12 protein-coding genes are annotated in these 14,376 nt (G+C 62.9%); 6 read left to right on the top strand and 6 right to left on the bottom strand.

From position 1 onward, the window contains the following. Window positions 1-32: 32 nt before the first annotated feature. Window positions 33-1,931, bottom strand: a complete 1,899-nt coding sequence (locus JMY28_RS06890) for a potassium transporter Kup (protein WP_201695122.1) — start codon at window positions 1,929-1,931, stop codon at window positions 33-35. 349 nt (window positions 1,932-2,280) lie between these two features. On the opposite strand from JMY28_RS06890, the gene JMY28_RS06895 reads away from it, so the two are divergent. Continuing rightward, window positions 2,281-3,555, top strand: coding sequence for an NRAMP family divalent metal transporter (locus JMY28_RS06895; RefSeq protein WP_201695123.1), 1,275 nt, complete (start codon window positions 2,281-2,283; stop codon window positions 3,553-3,555). Here JMY28_RS06895 and JMY28_RS06900 read toward each other — a convergent pair. Next, window positions 3,541-3,708, bottom strand: coding sequence for a hypothetical protein (locus JMY28_RS06900; RefSeq protein ID WP_201695224.1), 168 nt, complete (start codon window positions 3,706-3,708; stop codon window positions 3,541-3,543). The genes JMY28_RS06895 and JMY28_RS06900 overlap by 15 nt on opposite strands. A 355-nt stretch (window positions 3,709-4,063) precedes the next feature. Between JMY28_RS06900 and JMY28_RS06905 the strand changes: the two genes are divergently transcribed. Next, on the top strand, window positions 4,064-4,285 hold the full coding sequence (locus tag JMY28_RS06905; protein WP_201695124.1) for a hypothetical protein: 222 nt from the start codon (window positions 4,064-4,066) through the stop codon (window positions 4,283-4,285). Between the two features lie 42 nt (window positions 4,286-4,327). Here the strand turns inward: JMY28_RS06905 and JMY28_RS06910 are convergent, their stop codons facing one another. Then, window positions 4,328-5,224 carry a LysR family transcriptional regulator gene (locus JMY28_RS06910; protein WP_201695125.1) on the bottom strand — a complete coding sequence of 299 codons (897 nt, stop codon included), beginning with the start codon at window positions 5,222-5,224 and terminating at the stop codon, window positions 4,328-4,330. 123 nt (window positions 5,225-5,347) lie between these two features. On the opposite strand from JMY28_RS06910, the gene JMY28_RS06915 reads away from it, so the two are divergent. The 3 genes from JMY28_RS06915 to JMY28_RS06925 all read left to right on the top strand — a co-directional run bounded on the left by JMY28_RS06915 (window position 5,348) and on the right by JMY28_RS06925 (window position 8,213). Beyond that, window positions 5,348-6,451: a M14 family metallopeptidase gene (locus JMY28_RS06915; protein ID WP_201695126.1), complete on the top strand. Its 1,104-nt coding sequence runs from the start codon at window positions 5,348-5,350 to the stop codon at window positions 6,449-6,451. Between the two features lie 174 nt (window positions 6,452-6,625). Continuing rightward, the gene (locus JMY28_RS06920; RefSeq protein WP_236596733.1) at window positions 6,626-7,825 is read left to right on the top strand and encodes a porin; all 1,200 of its coding nucleotides are present in this window, start codon (window positions 6,626-6,628) and stop codon (window positions 7,823-7,825) included. Window positions 7,826-7,859: 34 nt separating this feature from the next. Beyond that, complete coding sequence (locus tag JMY28_RS06925; RefSeq protein ID WP_236596734.1) at window positions 7,860-8,213, top strand: BON domain-containing protein; 354 nt, start codon at window positions 7,860-7,862, stop codon at window positions 8,211-8,213. Window positions 8,214-8,350: 137 nt separating this feature from the next. Here the strand turns inward: JMY28_RS06925 and JMY28_RS06930 are convergent, their stop codons facing one another. After that, window positions 8,351-9,823, bottom strand: a complete 1,473-nt coding sequence (locus JMY28_RS06930) for an MFS transporter (RefSeq protein ID WP_201695128.1) — start codon at window positions 9,821-9,823, stop codon at window positions 8,351-8,353. 158 nt (window positions 9,824-9,981) lie between these two features. On the opposite strand from JMY28_RS06930, the gene JMY28_RS06935 reads away from it, so the two are divergent. Beyond that, window positions 9,982-10,860, top strand: coding sequence for a LysR family transcriptional regulator (locus tag JMY28_RS06935; protein ID WP_201695129.1), 879 nt, complete (start codon window positions 9,982-9,984; stop codon window positions 10,858-10,860). A gap of 30 nt (window positions 10,861-10,890) precedes the next feature. Here JMY28_RS06935 and JMY28_RS06940 read toward each other — a convergent pair whose 3' ends face one another. Together JMY28_RS06940 and JMY28_RS06945 are read right to left on the bottom strand one after the other, a co-directional pair. Next, window positions 10,891-13,017 (bottom strand): D-(-)-3-hydroxybutyrate oligomer hydrolase, encoded by a 2,127-nt coding sequence (locus tag JMY28_RS06940; RefSeq protein WP_201695130.1) that lies wholly within the window; start codon window positions 13,015-13,017, stop codon window positions 10,891-10,893. A gap of 235 nt (window positions 13,018-13,252) precedes the next feature. Then, window positions 13,253-14,353, bottom strand: coding sequence for a TAXI family TRAP transporter solute-binding subunit (locus JMY28_RS06945; RefSeq protein WP_201695131.1), 1,101 nt, complete (start codon window positions 14,351-14,353; stop codon window positions 13,253-13,255). Window positions 14,354-14,376 lie beyond the last annotated feature (23 nt).

The following is a 14,376-nucleotide window of genomic DNA, read 5'->3' on the forward strand; positions in this document are numbered from 1 at the left end:
GTTTTCTCCAGTGATACGCCCGATCGCACGCCTTAGAGATTGATCTGTCCACCCATCTCGACAACGCGGTTCGCGGGCAGGCTGTAATACTCGGCCGCTTGCGCCGCGTTGCGCGCCATGAACGCGAAAAGCTTCTCGCGCCATAACGACATGCCCTTGCTCTGTGCGGTTGCGAGGATCGTGTCGCGCGCCAGGAAGAACGATGTTGCTGCGCTCTCGTACTGCCATGCGGGTATCTGCTTCTGCACGAGCAGAAGGAGTGCCGGGACGTTGGGCATTTCCATGAAACCATGGCGTGCCGCGACCGCGTAGCATCCGTGCCCCAGATCGCTAACCGAGACTTTCTCGCTTTCGGGTACGTGCGGAACGTTCTCTGTTGTGCCGGCCAAAAAGATATTGGTCTCGTGCATCACGCCGTTGTGCTTGAGATTGTGCATGAACGCGCTCGGCGTCATGCCGGGCACACCGCCGGGAAACACGGCTGTTCCGGCCACGCGGGGAGGCGGGTGGGATCCGTCACACAACGAGTGAATGAATGCCGGCAGCGGCAGGTTGTCGCTTTTCACGCGCTCGACGACCATTTCCCGCCCGCGATGCCACGTTGTCATGACGGTGAACAGCACGCCGCCTGCCAGCAGCGGAAACCATCCGCCATCGAGGATCTTGCCCGCATTACTCGCGACGAATATCGCATCGACCACGGCCAGCGGTCCGATCACAGCCGCCGTTGCGACCGGTTTCCAGTTCCACAGGCAGTGGGTGATGAAGTACATGAGCAGCGTCGTCAGCAGCATCGTCGAGGCGACGGCGATGCCATAGGCGGCCGCGAGATTATCGGAAGACCGGAAGAACACGACGAGGAATACGACCGCGGCATAGAGCGATATGTTGATGAACGGGACATAGACCTGACCGACTTCGTGCGTCGACGTGTGTATGACGGGGATGCGGGGCAGCAAGCCCAACTGGACTGCCTGCTTCGTCATGGAAAACGCGCCGGAAATGACGGCCTGCGACGCGATGATCGTCGCTGCCGTTGCCAGCAGCACCAGCGGAAGCAGTGCCCAACCCGGCGCCTGGGAAAAGAATGGCTGCGTGAGCGCCGAAGGCGTCGAGAGCACGAGCGCGGCCTGGCCAAAGTAGTTGAGAATGAGGCTTGGCAGGACGAGCAGCAGCCACGCGAGCCGGATGGGTGTCTTGCCGAAGTGCCCCATGTCCGCATAGAGCGCTTCGCCCCCCGTCAAGGCGAGGAACACGGAGCCGAGGACGACGAACGCCGTACCGGGTGCGTGCGCAACGAAGTTCAACGCATAAGACGGCAATGCGCCTCGCAATATGCCGGGGTTGCGTGCGATATTGGAAAGGCCGAGTACGGCAAGGGTCAAGAACCAGACGATCATGACCGGTCCGAAAACTTTTCCGACCGTGCCTGTGCCGCGTTTTTGAAGCTTGAACAGACCGGTCAGAATAACGAGTGCAATGGGCACGACCCACGTGGCCAGATGAGGGTCCACGAGTTCGACGCCTTCCACTGCCGAGATGACCGAAATCGCGGGTGTGATCATCGAATCGCCGTAAAACATCGCTGCGCCGAAGACGCCGAGCGTCAGAAGCACGGTGCGCAGCCGCACCGGCGCCACGCGCGCGGCCAACGCCGTCAGCGCCAGAATGCCGCCTTCGCCGTCATTATCCGCACGCATGACGAAGCTCACGTACTTGAGCGTCACGACGATGATGATCGACCAGAGGATCAGCGACACGATCCCGAATACGTTGGTCTGGCTAATTCCGCCGGCGGCTTTCAGGCATTCGCGCAACGTGTAGAGCGGGCTGGTTCCGATGTCGCCGAAAACCACGCCTATGGCGCCCAGAATAAGGGCGGGGGGAACGTCTGTAGTTTGACTGGAAGAACGCGCGGGAATAAAGGCCATGAGTAAGGAAAATGAAATTCAACGTCCCTCGGGACGGGGCGTGGAGCGCAAACGTCGGGCCTGGTCTCGCGGCGGGTGCGGGCAACGCGGCGTCACGAAGGTTGCGATCGGGAGACAGGCGTCTCGTGTGCAACGTCCTCTTGATTCGAGTGGGCGTCCGGTTGCCTGAGACTCCATATTCCCCAGATTGCAATCAGCAGGCCCCCACCAAAGCCACAACCCAGAAGGAGCCAGGTCATCGTCATGTCGTATCCCCAAAGTCTGGTCGAATGCGGCGGCGGGACGGCGCGTCCTGACTCGCACGCTACAATCGCTCGACAGATACTACAGGCGCATCCTTTCAGAACGCATGACCCGTCTCCCGACGCTCAAGGAAACTGTTTCGCGAGGGCTGCGCCGGCTCGCCCTATGGGGCCCCGGCCTCCTCGTGATGCTTGCCGACTGCGACGCCGGAAACGTCGTGACGGCCGCACAGGCCGGCGCGCAAACGGGGCTGCGGCTCTTGCCCGTGCTGCTTGCGCTCGTCCCGCTGCTCTACATGGTTCAGGAACTGACGGTGCGCCTCGGCATATTCACCGGACGCGGGTATGGCGAACTCATCCGCTTGCGCTTCGGACCGGTGTGGGCGGCGCTGGCCGCGGCCGGACTGGTCGTGGCCGTCCTCGGGTCGCTCGTGACGGAGTTCACTGGCGTCGCTGGCGTGGGGGAAATGTATGGCGTATCGCGTTCCGTCACGCTGCCGCTCGCCGTCATCCTGTTGACAGGTATCGTGCTCACGGGCTCGCACAAGCGCGTAGACCGGATCGCCATTGCCATCGGCGCATTCGATCTGACGTTTTTCGCCGTCGCATGGAGTGCGCGCCACAAACTTCAGGTCATGGTCCCGCAGATGACCCAGTTGGCCGGCGGCGGCCGGGAAGCCGGCTATCTGGCCGCGGCGCTGATTGGCGCGACGTTCAATCCGTGGATGGTGTTCTATCAGCAAGCCGCCGTCGCGGACAGCCTGACAGCCAGAGACTTCACATCAGCGAGGGTCGAGACCGCAGTCGGCGCGGTCCTCACGCAATTGCTCACGGCAGCGGTGCTCGTCGCCGCGGCCGCGACGTTGTCGGTGCATGGTGAGCCGCGCGCCCTCGACAGTATTGGCGAAATCAGCAATGCGCTCGTTGCCGTAACGGGCCCGTTTGCAGGCCGCCTGCTATTTGGCGCGGGTGTGCTCGGTGCGGCGCTGGTGGCCGCCATCGTGAGTTCTCTCGCGCTGGCATGGGGGCTCGGCGATGTGTTCGGATATAGGGCATCGCTCGAGGACCGTCCCGACCGTTCGCCCTGGTTCTTTGGCGCGTACGCACTGGCCGTTGCAGGCAGTGCGGGCGCTGTCTGGCTCGCGCCCAATCTCGTTTCCCTGAACGTTGCGGCGCAGGTGGTCAACACGCTGATGTTGCCGCTCGTGTTGGGGCTGCTCGTCGCCCTCAGCGTCACCGCTTTGCCGCAACGCTATCGGCCTCGGGGAATTTATCTGTGGCTCGTCGTTTTTATCGGGGCGGTCGTGTGTGCGGCAGGTGCCTGGGGCGCTATGCAGGGGCTGCGTCCTTCACCTGCGATGCCAGGCTTACATATCATTTAATAGTCCGAAGTAGACGGCGGCAAATACAAGGACAATGCCGATGTTCACGGCCAGCCGTAGCCAGAACAGATTCTTGAGGAAAATAAAATCCACGCCGACGACAACGGCGATCAACAACAGAATGTAAATCGCAACATACACGTTTCTCATCACGTCAATCGCCGGTCAAACGGTCCTGGTTGCTAGCTGCCAGAAGTCAGGATACGCCCAGACCAGGCGCCTCCAGGCATCGCGAACGTTTCCATTCATTCTGCCGTCTGGTGCGGCGCATCAGCCAACGTTCCCCGACGCTGCCTTGCGTGTGTTTCCAGGTTTTTATTGTTTTGTTGCTATCTTGCTGAAATCGACATTACGAAAGGCTTTTCTCGCTATAGTTAAAGTGCTTTCTCAAGCACTTGACGCGGCGCGGTAAAAATTGCGCTATGCATCAAGGGCGCCGGTTTGCGCAGGGTGTTTTCGCCACTTTGGGTGAAAGGCCGCAAAACCAACCGATGTCTGGGAGGACCAGATGAGACGCACGAAGACGCAGTCACTGCGTTATCAGGTCGAAAAATGGCTCGCACCCACCACGCCGGTGCATGTCACCGCGTTCGGCCACACCCCCTCGGGCAAGGCACGCTATGTGTGCGTGGAGACGCGCCAGACAACGGGATTTCACGCGCTGTTCTTCTTTCAGCACGACGACGGTTACTGGAACGTGTTTCCTCCCGTGGGTGAAGAGGTGCTGTGATGCGATTAATATAGTTAGGTATCCAATGTAACGCAAAGCGCTTCATTGCATGGCCGCTTGCTCGACGCAGGCGAGAAAGCGCGAGGCCGCCGTGGTGAGCGGACGCTCCCGCCTTTGCACGACGTAGACGTCCATGTCGGGAAACTGCTCGTGGATCTTCACCTCGCGGATCCTGCGGCGCTTCATCTCGAGCTGGAACGTCGGCAGTGTCGCCACGCAAATCACATCGGTCTTCGCGATCAAGGCGACGGACGGCGCCAATGCCTGGCAGCGCATGATCCTGCTGGGCGCGGACAGACCCAGCGAGTGGAAGTAGGCGCTGAACCCCTTGTCGATTTCGTCGCCAGGCTCGCAAGGCACGAGCCATTCCGCTGCGTGCAGCATCGACATCGAGCGAGCCTGCGCGAGAGGATGGCCCTGGCGCGCCACGACCAGCAACGGCATCGACATGATTTTTCGTCGCTCGACGAAATCGGGCCATTGCGTGTCCGCGACTGCCGTGATGACCGCAAAATCGGTGTCCCCGTCACGCAGCGCATGGAGCGCGGCGGGCAGCGCCAATTCGCGCACGGTCACTGACGTATCGGGATTCTGTGCGCGAAACTGCCCAAACGCCTGGGGCAGCAAAGCACACGCAACGGCCGATGACACGGACACCGCAACCTCGCCGCCCGCTCCATTGAGCATGACCGACAGTTCTTCGTGAATGTGCCGCACGTCGTTGACCAGCATGCGTGCGCGGCGCTGAAACACGACGCCATATTCGGTGAGCGCAATGCCGTTGACCGAGCGCACGACGAGTGGCACGCCCAGCGTCCTTTCCAGTTCGCGGATCGTGACCGTGACGGCGGGTTGCGTCAAACGCAGTGCGCGCGCGGCGCCATGCAAGCTGCCCTGCTCGGCGACACTCAGGAATACCCGCAATTGACGAAGTTTCATTGTGCTCCATGGGATAAAAAAACGTTATCAAGGCCATTTTTTTATTGCCTTGTGCGCCGGTACGTTAGTCATGATGATTGTGACCGAACGCACGCCTCGCGTGCATCTCCTCGGGGTCACTGCATGGTAATAAAAAAATATTTCTCCGCTTCGTATGCGCAGGCGCGCGAGCGATTCACGCAGGCGGCACGCGCTGGCGGGTTCGAACTGGGGCAGGTCGTGCACCCCACGGCTGTCGGCCCCGATGGTGGGAGCCTGTCGATCGATCTCGCGATTCACGCGCCCGCCGGCGCGCGTTCGCTGCTCATCATCACGTCTGGCACACATGGTGTTGAGGGCTTCTGCGGATCGGGTTGTCAGGTCGGATTGCTCGAGGACGCGGCCTTCCTGGCCGAGACGAAGCGGCGCGGCGTCGCGCTGTTGATGATTCACGGCGTAAACCCGTACGGATTTGCGCATCTGCGCCGGGTGAACGAAGACAACGTCGATCTGAACCGCAATAGCGCGGACTATTCGACGCTCGCCGATTCGAATCCCGGGTACGTGGCGCTCGATCCCTTGTTGTTGCCGGAGGTTTGGCCGCCTGACGCGGCCAATCAGGCCGCTCTCGGCGCTTATATCCAGACGCATGGCGAAGAGGCGTTGCGCAATACGGTGTCGAAGGGGCAGTACGTGGTACCGGACGGGATGTTCTACGGCGGAGCGCAAACGAGTTGGAGCACGCAGGCCGTCCACTCAATCCTGCGCGCGCACGCGAGCGGCTATCGGCGCCTCGCGTGGATCGATCTTCACACGGGACTGGGCCCATATGGTCACGGTGAAAAGATCTTCATGAGCACGGATTGCGCCGAACTGGAAAGAGCGCGCCGTTGGTGGGGCAACGATGTGAAGCCGATCCATGAACCGGGTTCGATTTCGGCCGACGTGCAAGGCCCGATCATCACGTTTTCGTACGACGAATTCCCGGGCGTCGAAAAGACGACGCTAGGCCTGGAATTCGGCACTTACGAACCCTTGCATGTGTTGCAGGCGCTGCGCGCCGATCACTGGCTGCACCGTCATCCAGAATGCGAGGCCGCCACCGCCGCGCAGATCCGGCAAAACCTGAAGGACGCGTTCTATTGCGACAACGACGAATGGAAGGGCCTGATTTTCGGGCAGATGCGCGTCGTCGCCTCGCAGGCCGTTGCTGGGCTCTGCGAAAGTGATTCGGATGTAACCGTCTAGAGACGACGCCGGCTTTCCTCCGGGAATCGGAGCGGGAACATGAAGCGTCGGGGTTCCATCGAATCTTGAATGCTAGATGTTATGGAATCCGAAATTAATGTGACGGAACAATCATCAGCAAGACAACGCATAACTATTTTAAAAACCATCTCTAAAGATAGGAGACTCATGAAGATGGCGAAGCAACGGAAGTGGCCACTCAAGGCATGCGTGGCCGCCGCGGCGCTCGGTGCAGCCAGCGCGGCGTATGCGGACGGGAGCGTGACGCTGTATGGTATCGCCGACGTCGGCGTGATGTATCTGAGTCATTCGACACCGGAATTCAATGGCAGCACGGGCACGGGCCACGTGTTCCAGCTCACGAACTCGGGCTATTCGCCTTCGCTGTGGGGTTTGTCAGGCAAGGAAGATCTGGGCGGCGGCCTCCAGGCGGAATTCAAGCTCGAAAGCGGTATCAACCTCGCCAATGGCGGCTTCGATAACCCGGGCGGCAACAACGGGCTGTTCAACCGTATCGCCGAGGTCGGTGTGTCGGGAGGCTTTGGTACGGTCAAGGCGGGCCTGCAGATCTCGCCATTCTTCAACATCATTTACGCACTCGATCCGCGCGGTGCGGGCGAATTCGGCAGCATTCTCACTCCCGTCAGCGACAACAGTCTGATCGCCGCTGTCTTCATGCCCAATGCGGTGTCGTATACGTCGCCCGACATAGGCGGATTCCAGGCGGCGGGCCTGTTCGCGCTCGGCGGCGTCGCGGGTTCCTTCCAGACCGGCCGTGCATGGTCGGTCAGCGGGCGGTACACCAACGGCACATTCCTCGCCGCGGCGGCGTACATCAGCACCAACAACGCAGCCGACAGTGCGCTCGCGAGCATTGGCCAACTCTATCCAATCAACGTACGCGCTTATACCGCGGGCATGAGCTACAAATTCGGCGGACTGATTGCCAAGGCGGCGTTCGCCAATTTCAAGGCGAACAGCGTGCCGGTCTCGGTGAATCCGTCGCTGATGTATTCGACCAATACCAGTGTGAACATCTATAGCGGCGGCTTCGACTATTTCCCGCTGCCGTATCTCGATCTGAACGCCGGCGTGTACTACCAGCAGGACCGCGTGAACTCCGGCGGTCATTCGGTGATGGGCGCGATCGGCTCGCAATTCTTCCTGTCCAAGCGCACGTCACTGTATGCGCAGGTCGGCCTCGTGAACAACACTTGCGCGCACAACGGTGTATGCCTCGGTTCGGGTCTGACGGTGGACAGCGCCGGCAGTGGCGTGGGGGGGCTGCAAGGTCTCGGACTGGCTGCAGCAGGCCTGGGCCTGCCGCCGGGCACGACGGTCGGCGCCAACGTCGGCATTCGAACGACCTTCTGATCGTGGCAACGCCCACCAACCAAAACGGAGCAACATGACCATGGGTATTCAAAAGCTCGCCGTCATTGTCGGCGCTGTCGCGGCGCTGGCTGCGTTCAATGCACAGGCACAGCCCGCTGATTCCTCGGTTCCCTTAGCCGCCGCATCATCAGCCAGAGCCGCCCGCAAGGCGGACCACATGCTTGAAAAGACGGTGCGCAAGGCGCTGGGCAAGGACAAGGCCGTGGACGTGACCAACGTCAGTGTCCGAGCGCGCAACGGCGCAGTGACGTTGCTTGGCACGGTGCCCGAACAGGGCCAGGTGGACGCTGCCGCGCAGGCCGCGCAAGGCGTGGCCGGCGTGTCGTCGGTCAACAACGCGCTGACGGTCAAGGCCGTCGCCCATTAGGAGCGGGACTGCCGACTTCTCGCCGGCGCTCCTTTCCCCCAACACATCAAGGCCGCTTCCCCAGGGAAGCGGCCTTGATGCTTTGCGGCCTAAGTCGTGAAAAGCGGCATGCGATCCCGCTCGCCGTTGTCCACCCATTACCGTGTGCGTGGCCCATCTGCATGCGTGCGTCGATGCAGCGGTCCGAGCGCGCTCGAGAGCAGCGCGCAAGGCAGCAGGATCGCGACGAGCGCGAACATCGTGGTCCTGAATGCCTGCGCGTACTCGAGCGCGCCGGGCGCGGCGCCGAGCTTCGAGAAGAACAGGCCGCCCAGCGTTGCCGCGCCAACGGCGGCGCCGATCTGCAGCGTTGCCGTGACCATGCCCGAGGCGATACCCGCGCGCTCGGGCTCCACTTCGGCAAGCACGATGCGCACGACGGAGGGCAGAACGAGCCCCTGGCCGATGCCGATTGCTCCGAGGCCGAGATAAAACCCGGCGCCTGGTTGCGCCACTCCCGCGAGCGCAGCCGCAATGGCGAGCCCAAGCGCGAGCATCACGAAGCCCAGCGTCAGAGCGTGATAGCCGCCGAACCGGTGCACGAGGCGCGGCATCAGCAACGGGCTCGAAAGAAACCCGAGGCCGAACGGCAGGATCGCGAGTCCCGATGCGAGCGGCGTCCAATGCAGGCCGCCTTGCAGATAGATGCCGTAGGTCAGGAAAAACGCGCTCATCGTATAGAAGAGGAACGCCAGCACGAGGCCGAGCGCGATGACCGGATTGCGGAAGAGGCGTACGTCGAGCAGGGGATCCTTGCCGTCGACGAGGCTGCGCCACTCCACGCGCAACAGCAGGCCTAGCATGGGCGGCGAACCGATCAGGCAGGCGAGCATCCACAACGGCCAGCCGGACTCGCGCCCGCGCGTGAGCGGATAAACGAGCATTAGGAGAAACAGCGAAAGCAGCAGGGTGCCTGGCACGTCGATGCGCTTGCCGCGCGGCGGCCGGCTTTCCGGAATGAAGCGCCAACTGCCGATGAGCGCGAACACGCCTATGGGCAGGTTGACAAGAAAGATCGCGCGCCAGCCCAGACCGAATGGGTGCAGGCTGATGAGCGCGCCACCGCCAAGCTGGCCGATCACTGCCGCAACGCCGAAAACGAACGCATAAAGGCCCATCACGCGCACCTGCTCATGCGGCGTGAATACGCTGCGGATGGTGGCGAGCACCTGCGGCGCGAGGGTCGCGGCGAACAGGCCCTGCAAGATGCGGCCGGCAACGAGCGCCGTGCCGCTGGTGGCGAGGCCGCAGAACGTGGAGGCGACGACGAAGCCCGCCATGCCGATCATGAAGATGCGCTTGCGGCCGTACAGGTCGCCGAGGCGCCCGCCGGTGATCAGCATGACGGCGTTCGCGCACGCGTAGGCCGAGACGACCAGCTGGAGTTCGGACGCATTCGCGCCGAGTCCGTCGCGGATGGCGGGCAGCGCCAGGTTCACGATGAAGTAGTCGAGCGGCGGCAGGATGGCGCCCACCAGTAAAACGACCAGCGCCCAGCCGTGATGACCATGGCCGGCTTCGACGGCGGCGCGGGGCGCCACGGCGCAGGCGGCATACGTATTGTCAGACATGAGTGTGCTCAGCGATAAAGGGCCGGATTATGGTCAGACTGCTTCGCCGGGGGCGCGCAGTCTGGCTATCGAATCGACATTCTGACGACACCGGAAGGTCCGGAAAAGCGGGAATAAATGGTACTATCCATCGACTTATTCGATGGGTTGGGGATGTCATGCGCGGTTTCGAATTCGACCAGTTGAAGACGTTCGCGGCCGTGGCGAACGTGGGCAGCCTTTCGGCGGCGGCGCCGCTGCTGCATCTTTCGCAATCGACGATCAGCGAGCAGGTGCGCAAGCTCGAGGTGCGCGCGGGCGTGCCGCTTTTCCTGCGCAGCAAGCGCGGCGTCGAGCTGACGCCCGCGGGCACGCGGCTGCTAGAGCACGCGCGGCGCCTCGTGGCGCTAAACGAAGCGGCTTTCGACGAGGTGCGTGGCCAGGCCATCAAGGGAGAGCTGCGCGTCGCGATTACCGAGTACTTCCGCACCAACGAGGTGGCGGGTTTGCTTGTGAGGCTGCGCGACTGCTATCCGCAACTGAGTTTGCACGTGAGCGCGATGAAGAGCGCCGACATCGAAGTCGCGTATGCGAAGCGGCAGATCGATCTCGGCGTGGTCATGCACCTGTCGAGCGGCCCGTTCCGGCCCGCCGCCGCCGACGCGGACACACGCTGGGAGTTGCTGCGCGAGCCGCTCTACTGGGTCGCGTCGCCCACGCTCGCCGAGCAGTTGCCGCAAGCGCTGCCGCTCGTGCTGCTGCCGGGCGACTGCATGATGCACCAGGTCGCGGTGCGCTCTCTCGAAGAAAACGACATACCGTACGTGCTCGTTCACAGCGCGTCGGGCGTGGCCGGGCTGCAGTCCATGCTCGCAGCCGGTCTCGGTGTGGGTTGCCTGTGCGCATCCGCAATCGGCGAGGGCCTCGTGCGTCTCGGCCCGAAACATCGGCTGCCGGTCTTGCCCGACGCTGTGTTCTCGCTCATGCCGCCTCATCCCGGCGAAGGGGACACCGTGACACAGGCGAGGGAAGTGTTGGCGCGGCAACTGCTGGTGTGATGCGGCCACCGCGCCAACCGCCTTCGCGCCTCAATGCGGCACGTTCACGACGCCATCGTTCGCGCGAATCGCATTGCTGCCCGGATTCTCCACGATGGCCGGCAGGTTCGCGAGACCCAGCGGCGGTGCGGCGCCCGGACTGCCGCCGCGTGGGATCGTGCGGATGACCTGCGACGGCGGCAGCGGCGTGCCGTTCTTCAGGTGACTCCACATCAGATTGAGCGCTGCGATGTTGTAGTAATGAACCGGCACGAAGCGCGTATCGAAGCCCGGCACGGCGAGGAAGGCATCGAAGTGCTGCCCGTTCATCACCTCGTAAAGCGACACGTGGCTGCGCGAGCCTTCTCGTTCGCTGTTTGCCGCGAGATACGCGCGCGAAGCATGGTTGATCGGCACGAGCGCATCGCTGCGGCCTTGCACGATGATCGCAGGCTTGCCGTGCAGGTTCGCATTGACGCTGATCGCCTGGACGCTTTGGCGCATGCGCGGATTTCCCTTCGTCCACAGCGCACGCAGGCAGGCCGCGCCCGCGAAGCTGGCATCGGGCGTCGCGAGCCGATGATCGGCGCCGCCCGGCGGCGTGACGTTGTAGACGAGACTGACGCCATTGGTCGGCGGCACACCGTTACCCACGCCGAAGATCGTGAGCAGGGGCGAGACGGCGGGCGCAACGCCCGCAGCGCCCGTCGAAGCGTTCGTCGTGCCGAAGCTGAAGCCGCACAGGTTGTCTACCACGCTCGACCTCGTGTAGGCATCGGCGTAAGTCACGGCGACGGCTGGCACGGCTTGCGAATCCCACATCGGCGCGTGTAGCAGATCGGAGTCCGCTTCATAGCCGGCTTCGTGCAGGCGTGCGAGCGCATCGTTTGCCTGCGCTTGCGTATCGCCGCCGTGTATGTAGCCTGCCGCCGCGAGCGACGTGCAGCGCGCCTCGCGAATAGCGGTTGTGGTCGCAACGGGCAGCGCCGTGAGGTAGGGCGCGCCAGTGGCGGCGTCAGCGAGCGCGGCGCAGGGTTGCAGCAGGTTCGCGAGCGTCGTGTAGTCGGCCAGCGGTTTGCCGGCCGCAGCAATACGCTGACCGCCTTCCCTGACTTGCGCGTCGCCGGGCATGCGCACGTTGATCTGCGGCTCCCCAACGACGACAGCCGTGATCCACTTGCCCGTGTCCTGTTCGGCCGCCGCGAGCGACGCGCCGCCGCCGTTGCTCACGGAAGCCGCGATCGTCGTGATGTCGCCGCTCGCGTAGCGCACGCCGTGATTCGATGCATCGACGCGCGGCGCGAACTGCTGGTTGAGCACCCAGTACGCGAACTGGACTGCCTCGAGGGTGTCCTTGCCCCAGTCCGCCTCGGGGTTCAACTGGGAATGCGCATGCTTGAACGCATAGCGGTTCGGAAACTTCTGGTTGTACGCGGCGAGCGCTCCCGCCGGCACGTTCGCGGTGAACAGGCTCGCGCGTCCCGCCGTTGCGGCATCGGCGGTGCGGCCATCGATCAGCGTGACGAGACCGCTCATCAGTTCTTCTGCGCCGTTGCCCGTGCCCTTGTCGGTATAGGCAACCGCGCAGCCGCGCTTGAGTCCCCACTCGCCGGCCGCCGAGATTGCGCCGTACACGCCGCGCGAGCCCGACGACGTGGCGGTCACGATGCACGGGTTCGCCGGATCGAAACTGGCTGGCACTTGTACGAGCAGGCTGACGTTCTGGCGGCCGCTGCCGTCGTCGGCGAATGCGAGATATTCGGTGCCGGCGATTTTGCCTTCGCCCAGTGTGTCGTTGCCATAGAGATCGACGTTAGGCCCCCAGAAGCGGCCATAGCCGCCGTTCGCACTGATGTCGACGAGCGCGCGATAGTTCGACCAGATCGCAAGCCTGCGCAGTTCGGCTGCCGTCGGGGCCGCAGGATTCGCGATGGTCGGCTGCGCGCCGGCAAGCCCGGTTTTGCCGAGGCCGGCGGTCAGCAGATCGTCACTGACGCCGTCGTAGCTGGTGGTTTGCAGGCTGCTCGCCACCACGAATGGCGGCAGTCTGTTCAGTGCTGCGTGATTGGCGTTGTTGTCGGCAGCGCGCGCGCCAGGCACGAGCGCCGCGCCTGCCATGGCGATCGCGGCACCGAGCCGTGCCGTTTTACACCGGACTGCTAACGGAGTATCTCTCATGGGTGTTTCCTTGTTTGTTGTTAGGGTAGGACGCACTGCATCGGGAAGGCCGTCGCGACGTGCCGGCATCGCGGCACTCATGGACATTAGGACATCCTGAAAGCAGATACCAGGAGAGATTGTGTGCGCGCGCAAGGGGATCCGCTTCCACGTCGTACTGACGTTGGAAGGCGGGACTTGCGCGGCCGATTACGCGATTTGGGGATCGCGTTCCCGTGACGGGTGACTGGCGGCGTTATTTGCACAGCAGGAGCAAGCGCTCCTGATCCGAGCATGGCCGTCCATCGGCTCGTTGCGTGGCGGGGGCGCCTTGTGCCGCCGCCGGGGCTTTTGCGGCCTGCGCTGCGGCGTGATGGGCGAAACACGCCTTCAGGCGTCGCTCGACGGGCTGATAGTATTGCCAGCCTTTGCCGAGGCCAGGTAGTTCAAGCTTCACTTGCTTCCACTTCGGATGGCCGTGCTCCTGCAGGTTGTCGAAGTTCTCGCAGAGCGAATCGGCAAAGCGCTTCAGGTTGCCGACCGTGTCGCGCAGGTTGTAGTCGTAGGTGACGAGAAAGGCCTTGACTGTCCAGGTCGACACGTCTTCTTTCAGCCAGTTCGGGTAGCTCGAAACGTGAATGGTCGCGGGATAATAGGTTTGCTTCGCGCGCGCCGTTTCTGGCGCGTTTGGATCGACGTGCAGGAAGCGGATCTGCTGCAGCAGTTCGGGGTTCATGTCCGTAAAGAGCTTGGCGGGCTGCCCGGCGACGATGATCGCCACGTCGATCTTCTTGACGATGAGCGCGGCGAGCGCGTCTTCGTTGCTCAGGTGCTGCGCGTTCTGCTCGGGAATGGGCTGACCGAACATGAGGCGGTATAGCGTCGTTGCCGACTGAGCGGTGCCGCTGCCGATCAGGCCGACGCTGATTACCTTGTCCTTGATCTCGTTGATCGCCTTCATTGGCGAGTCGTTACGCACGACAAAGTAAATCTCTTCGTCATAGAGCGGCATGATGAGCCGCAGCGGCCGTATCAGTGTGCCGGCATCTTCATTGCCGGAATTGGCCATGTCGACGTAGGCCTGGTAGACGTCGGACTGCACGAGCGCGAGCTTCACGCCGGGCTCGAAACGCATGCGCTGCACGTTTTCCGCCGAGCCTTTCGATGGAATCACTTCGAGGTCGATGCCGGCCGGCGGCGCTACCCATTTCGCCAGGTCCTGACCGATCTGAATGTATGTGCCGCGCTCTGGGCCGGTCACGATCCGGTAGTGCGCATCTGCCTCGGCAGCGACGGCGAGCGTTGAGAAAAGCAGGGCGATCAGCGCCGCCACTCCCGCTAGAATCGTTTTCAACATGGTCTCTCTCCCGCTCTGTTTGT

This window comes from Paraburkholderia hiiakae, assembly GCF_904848665.1.
Taxonomy (GTDB): domain Bacteria; phylum Pseudomonadota; class Gammaproteobacteria; order Burkholderiales; family Burkholderiaceae; genus Paraburkholderia; species Paraburkholderia hiiakae.

Excerpts from the sequence above, each read along its gene's own strand:
- JMY28_RS06890 (WP_201695122.1), bottom strand. The coding sequence starts at position 1,931 with ATGGCCTTTATTCCCGCGCGTTCTTCCAGTCAAACTACAGACGTTCCC.
- JMY28_RS06895 (WP_201695123.1), top strand. The coding sequence starts at position 2,281 with ATGACCCGTCTCCCGACGCTCAAGGAAACTGTTTCGCGAGGGCTGCGC.
- JMY28_RS06905 (WP_201695124.1), top strand. The coding sequence starts at position 4,064 with ATGAGACGCACGAAGACGCAGTCACTGCGTTATCAGGTCGAAAAATGG.
- JMY28_RS06910 (WP_201695125.1), bottom strand. The coding sequence starts at position 5,224 with ATGAAACTTCGTCAATTGCGGGTATTCCTGAGTGTCGCCGAGCAGGGC.
- JMY28_RS06915 (WP_201695126.1), top strand. The coding sequence starts at position 5,348 with ATGGTAATAAAAAAATATTTCTCCGCTTCGTATGCGCAGGCGCGCGAG.
- JMY28_RS06920 (WP_236596733.1), top strand. The coding sequence starts at position 6,626 with ATGGCGAAGCAACGGAAGTGGCCACTCAAGGCATGCGTGGCCGCCGCG.
- JMY28_RS06925 (WP_236596734.1), top strand. The coding sequence starts at position 7,860 with ATGACCATGGGTATTCAAAAGCTCGCCGTCATTGTCGGCGCTGTCGCG.
- JMY28_RS06930 (WP_201695128.1), bottom strand. The coding sequence starts at position 9,823 with ATGTCTGACAATACGTATGCCGCCTGCGCCGTGGCGCCCCGCGCCGCC.
- JMY28_RS06935 (WP_201695129.1), top strand. The coding sequence starts at position 9,982 with ATGCGCGGTTTCGAATTCGACCAGTTGAAGACGTTCGCGGCCGTGGCG.
- JMY28_RS06940 (WP_201695130.1), bottom strand. The coding sequence starts at position 13,017 with ATGAGAGATACTCCGTTAGCAGTCCGGTGTAAAACGGCACGGCTCGGT.
- JMY28_RS06945 (WP_201695131.1), bottom strand. The coding sequence starts at position 14,353 with ATGTTGAAAACGATTCTAGCGGGAGTGGCGGCGCTGATCGCCCTGCTT.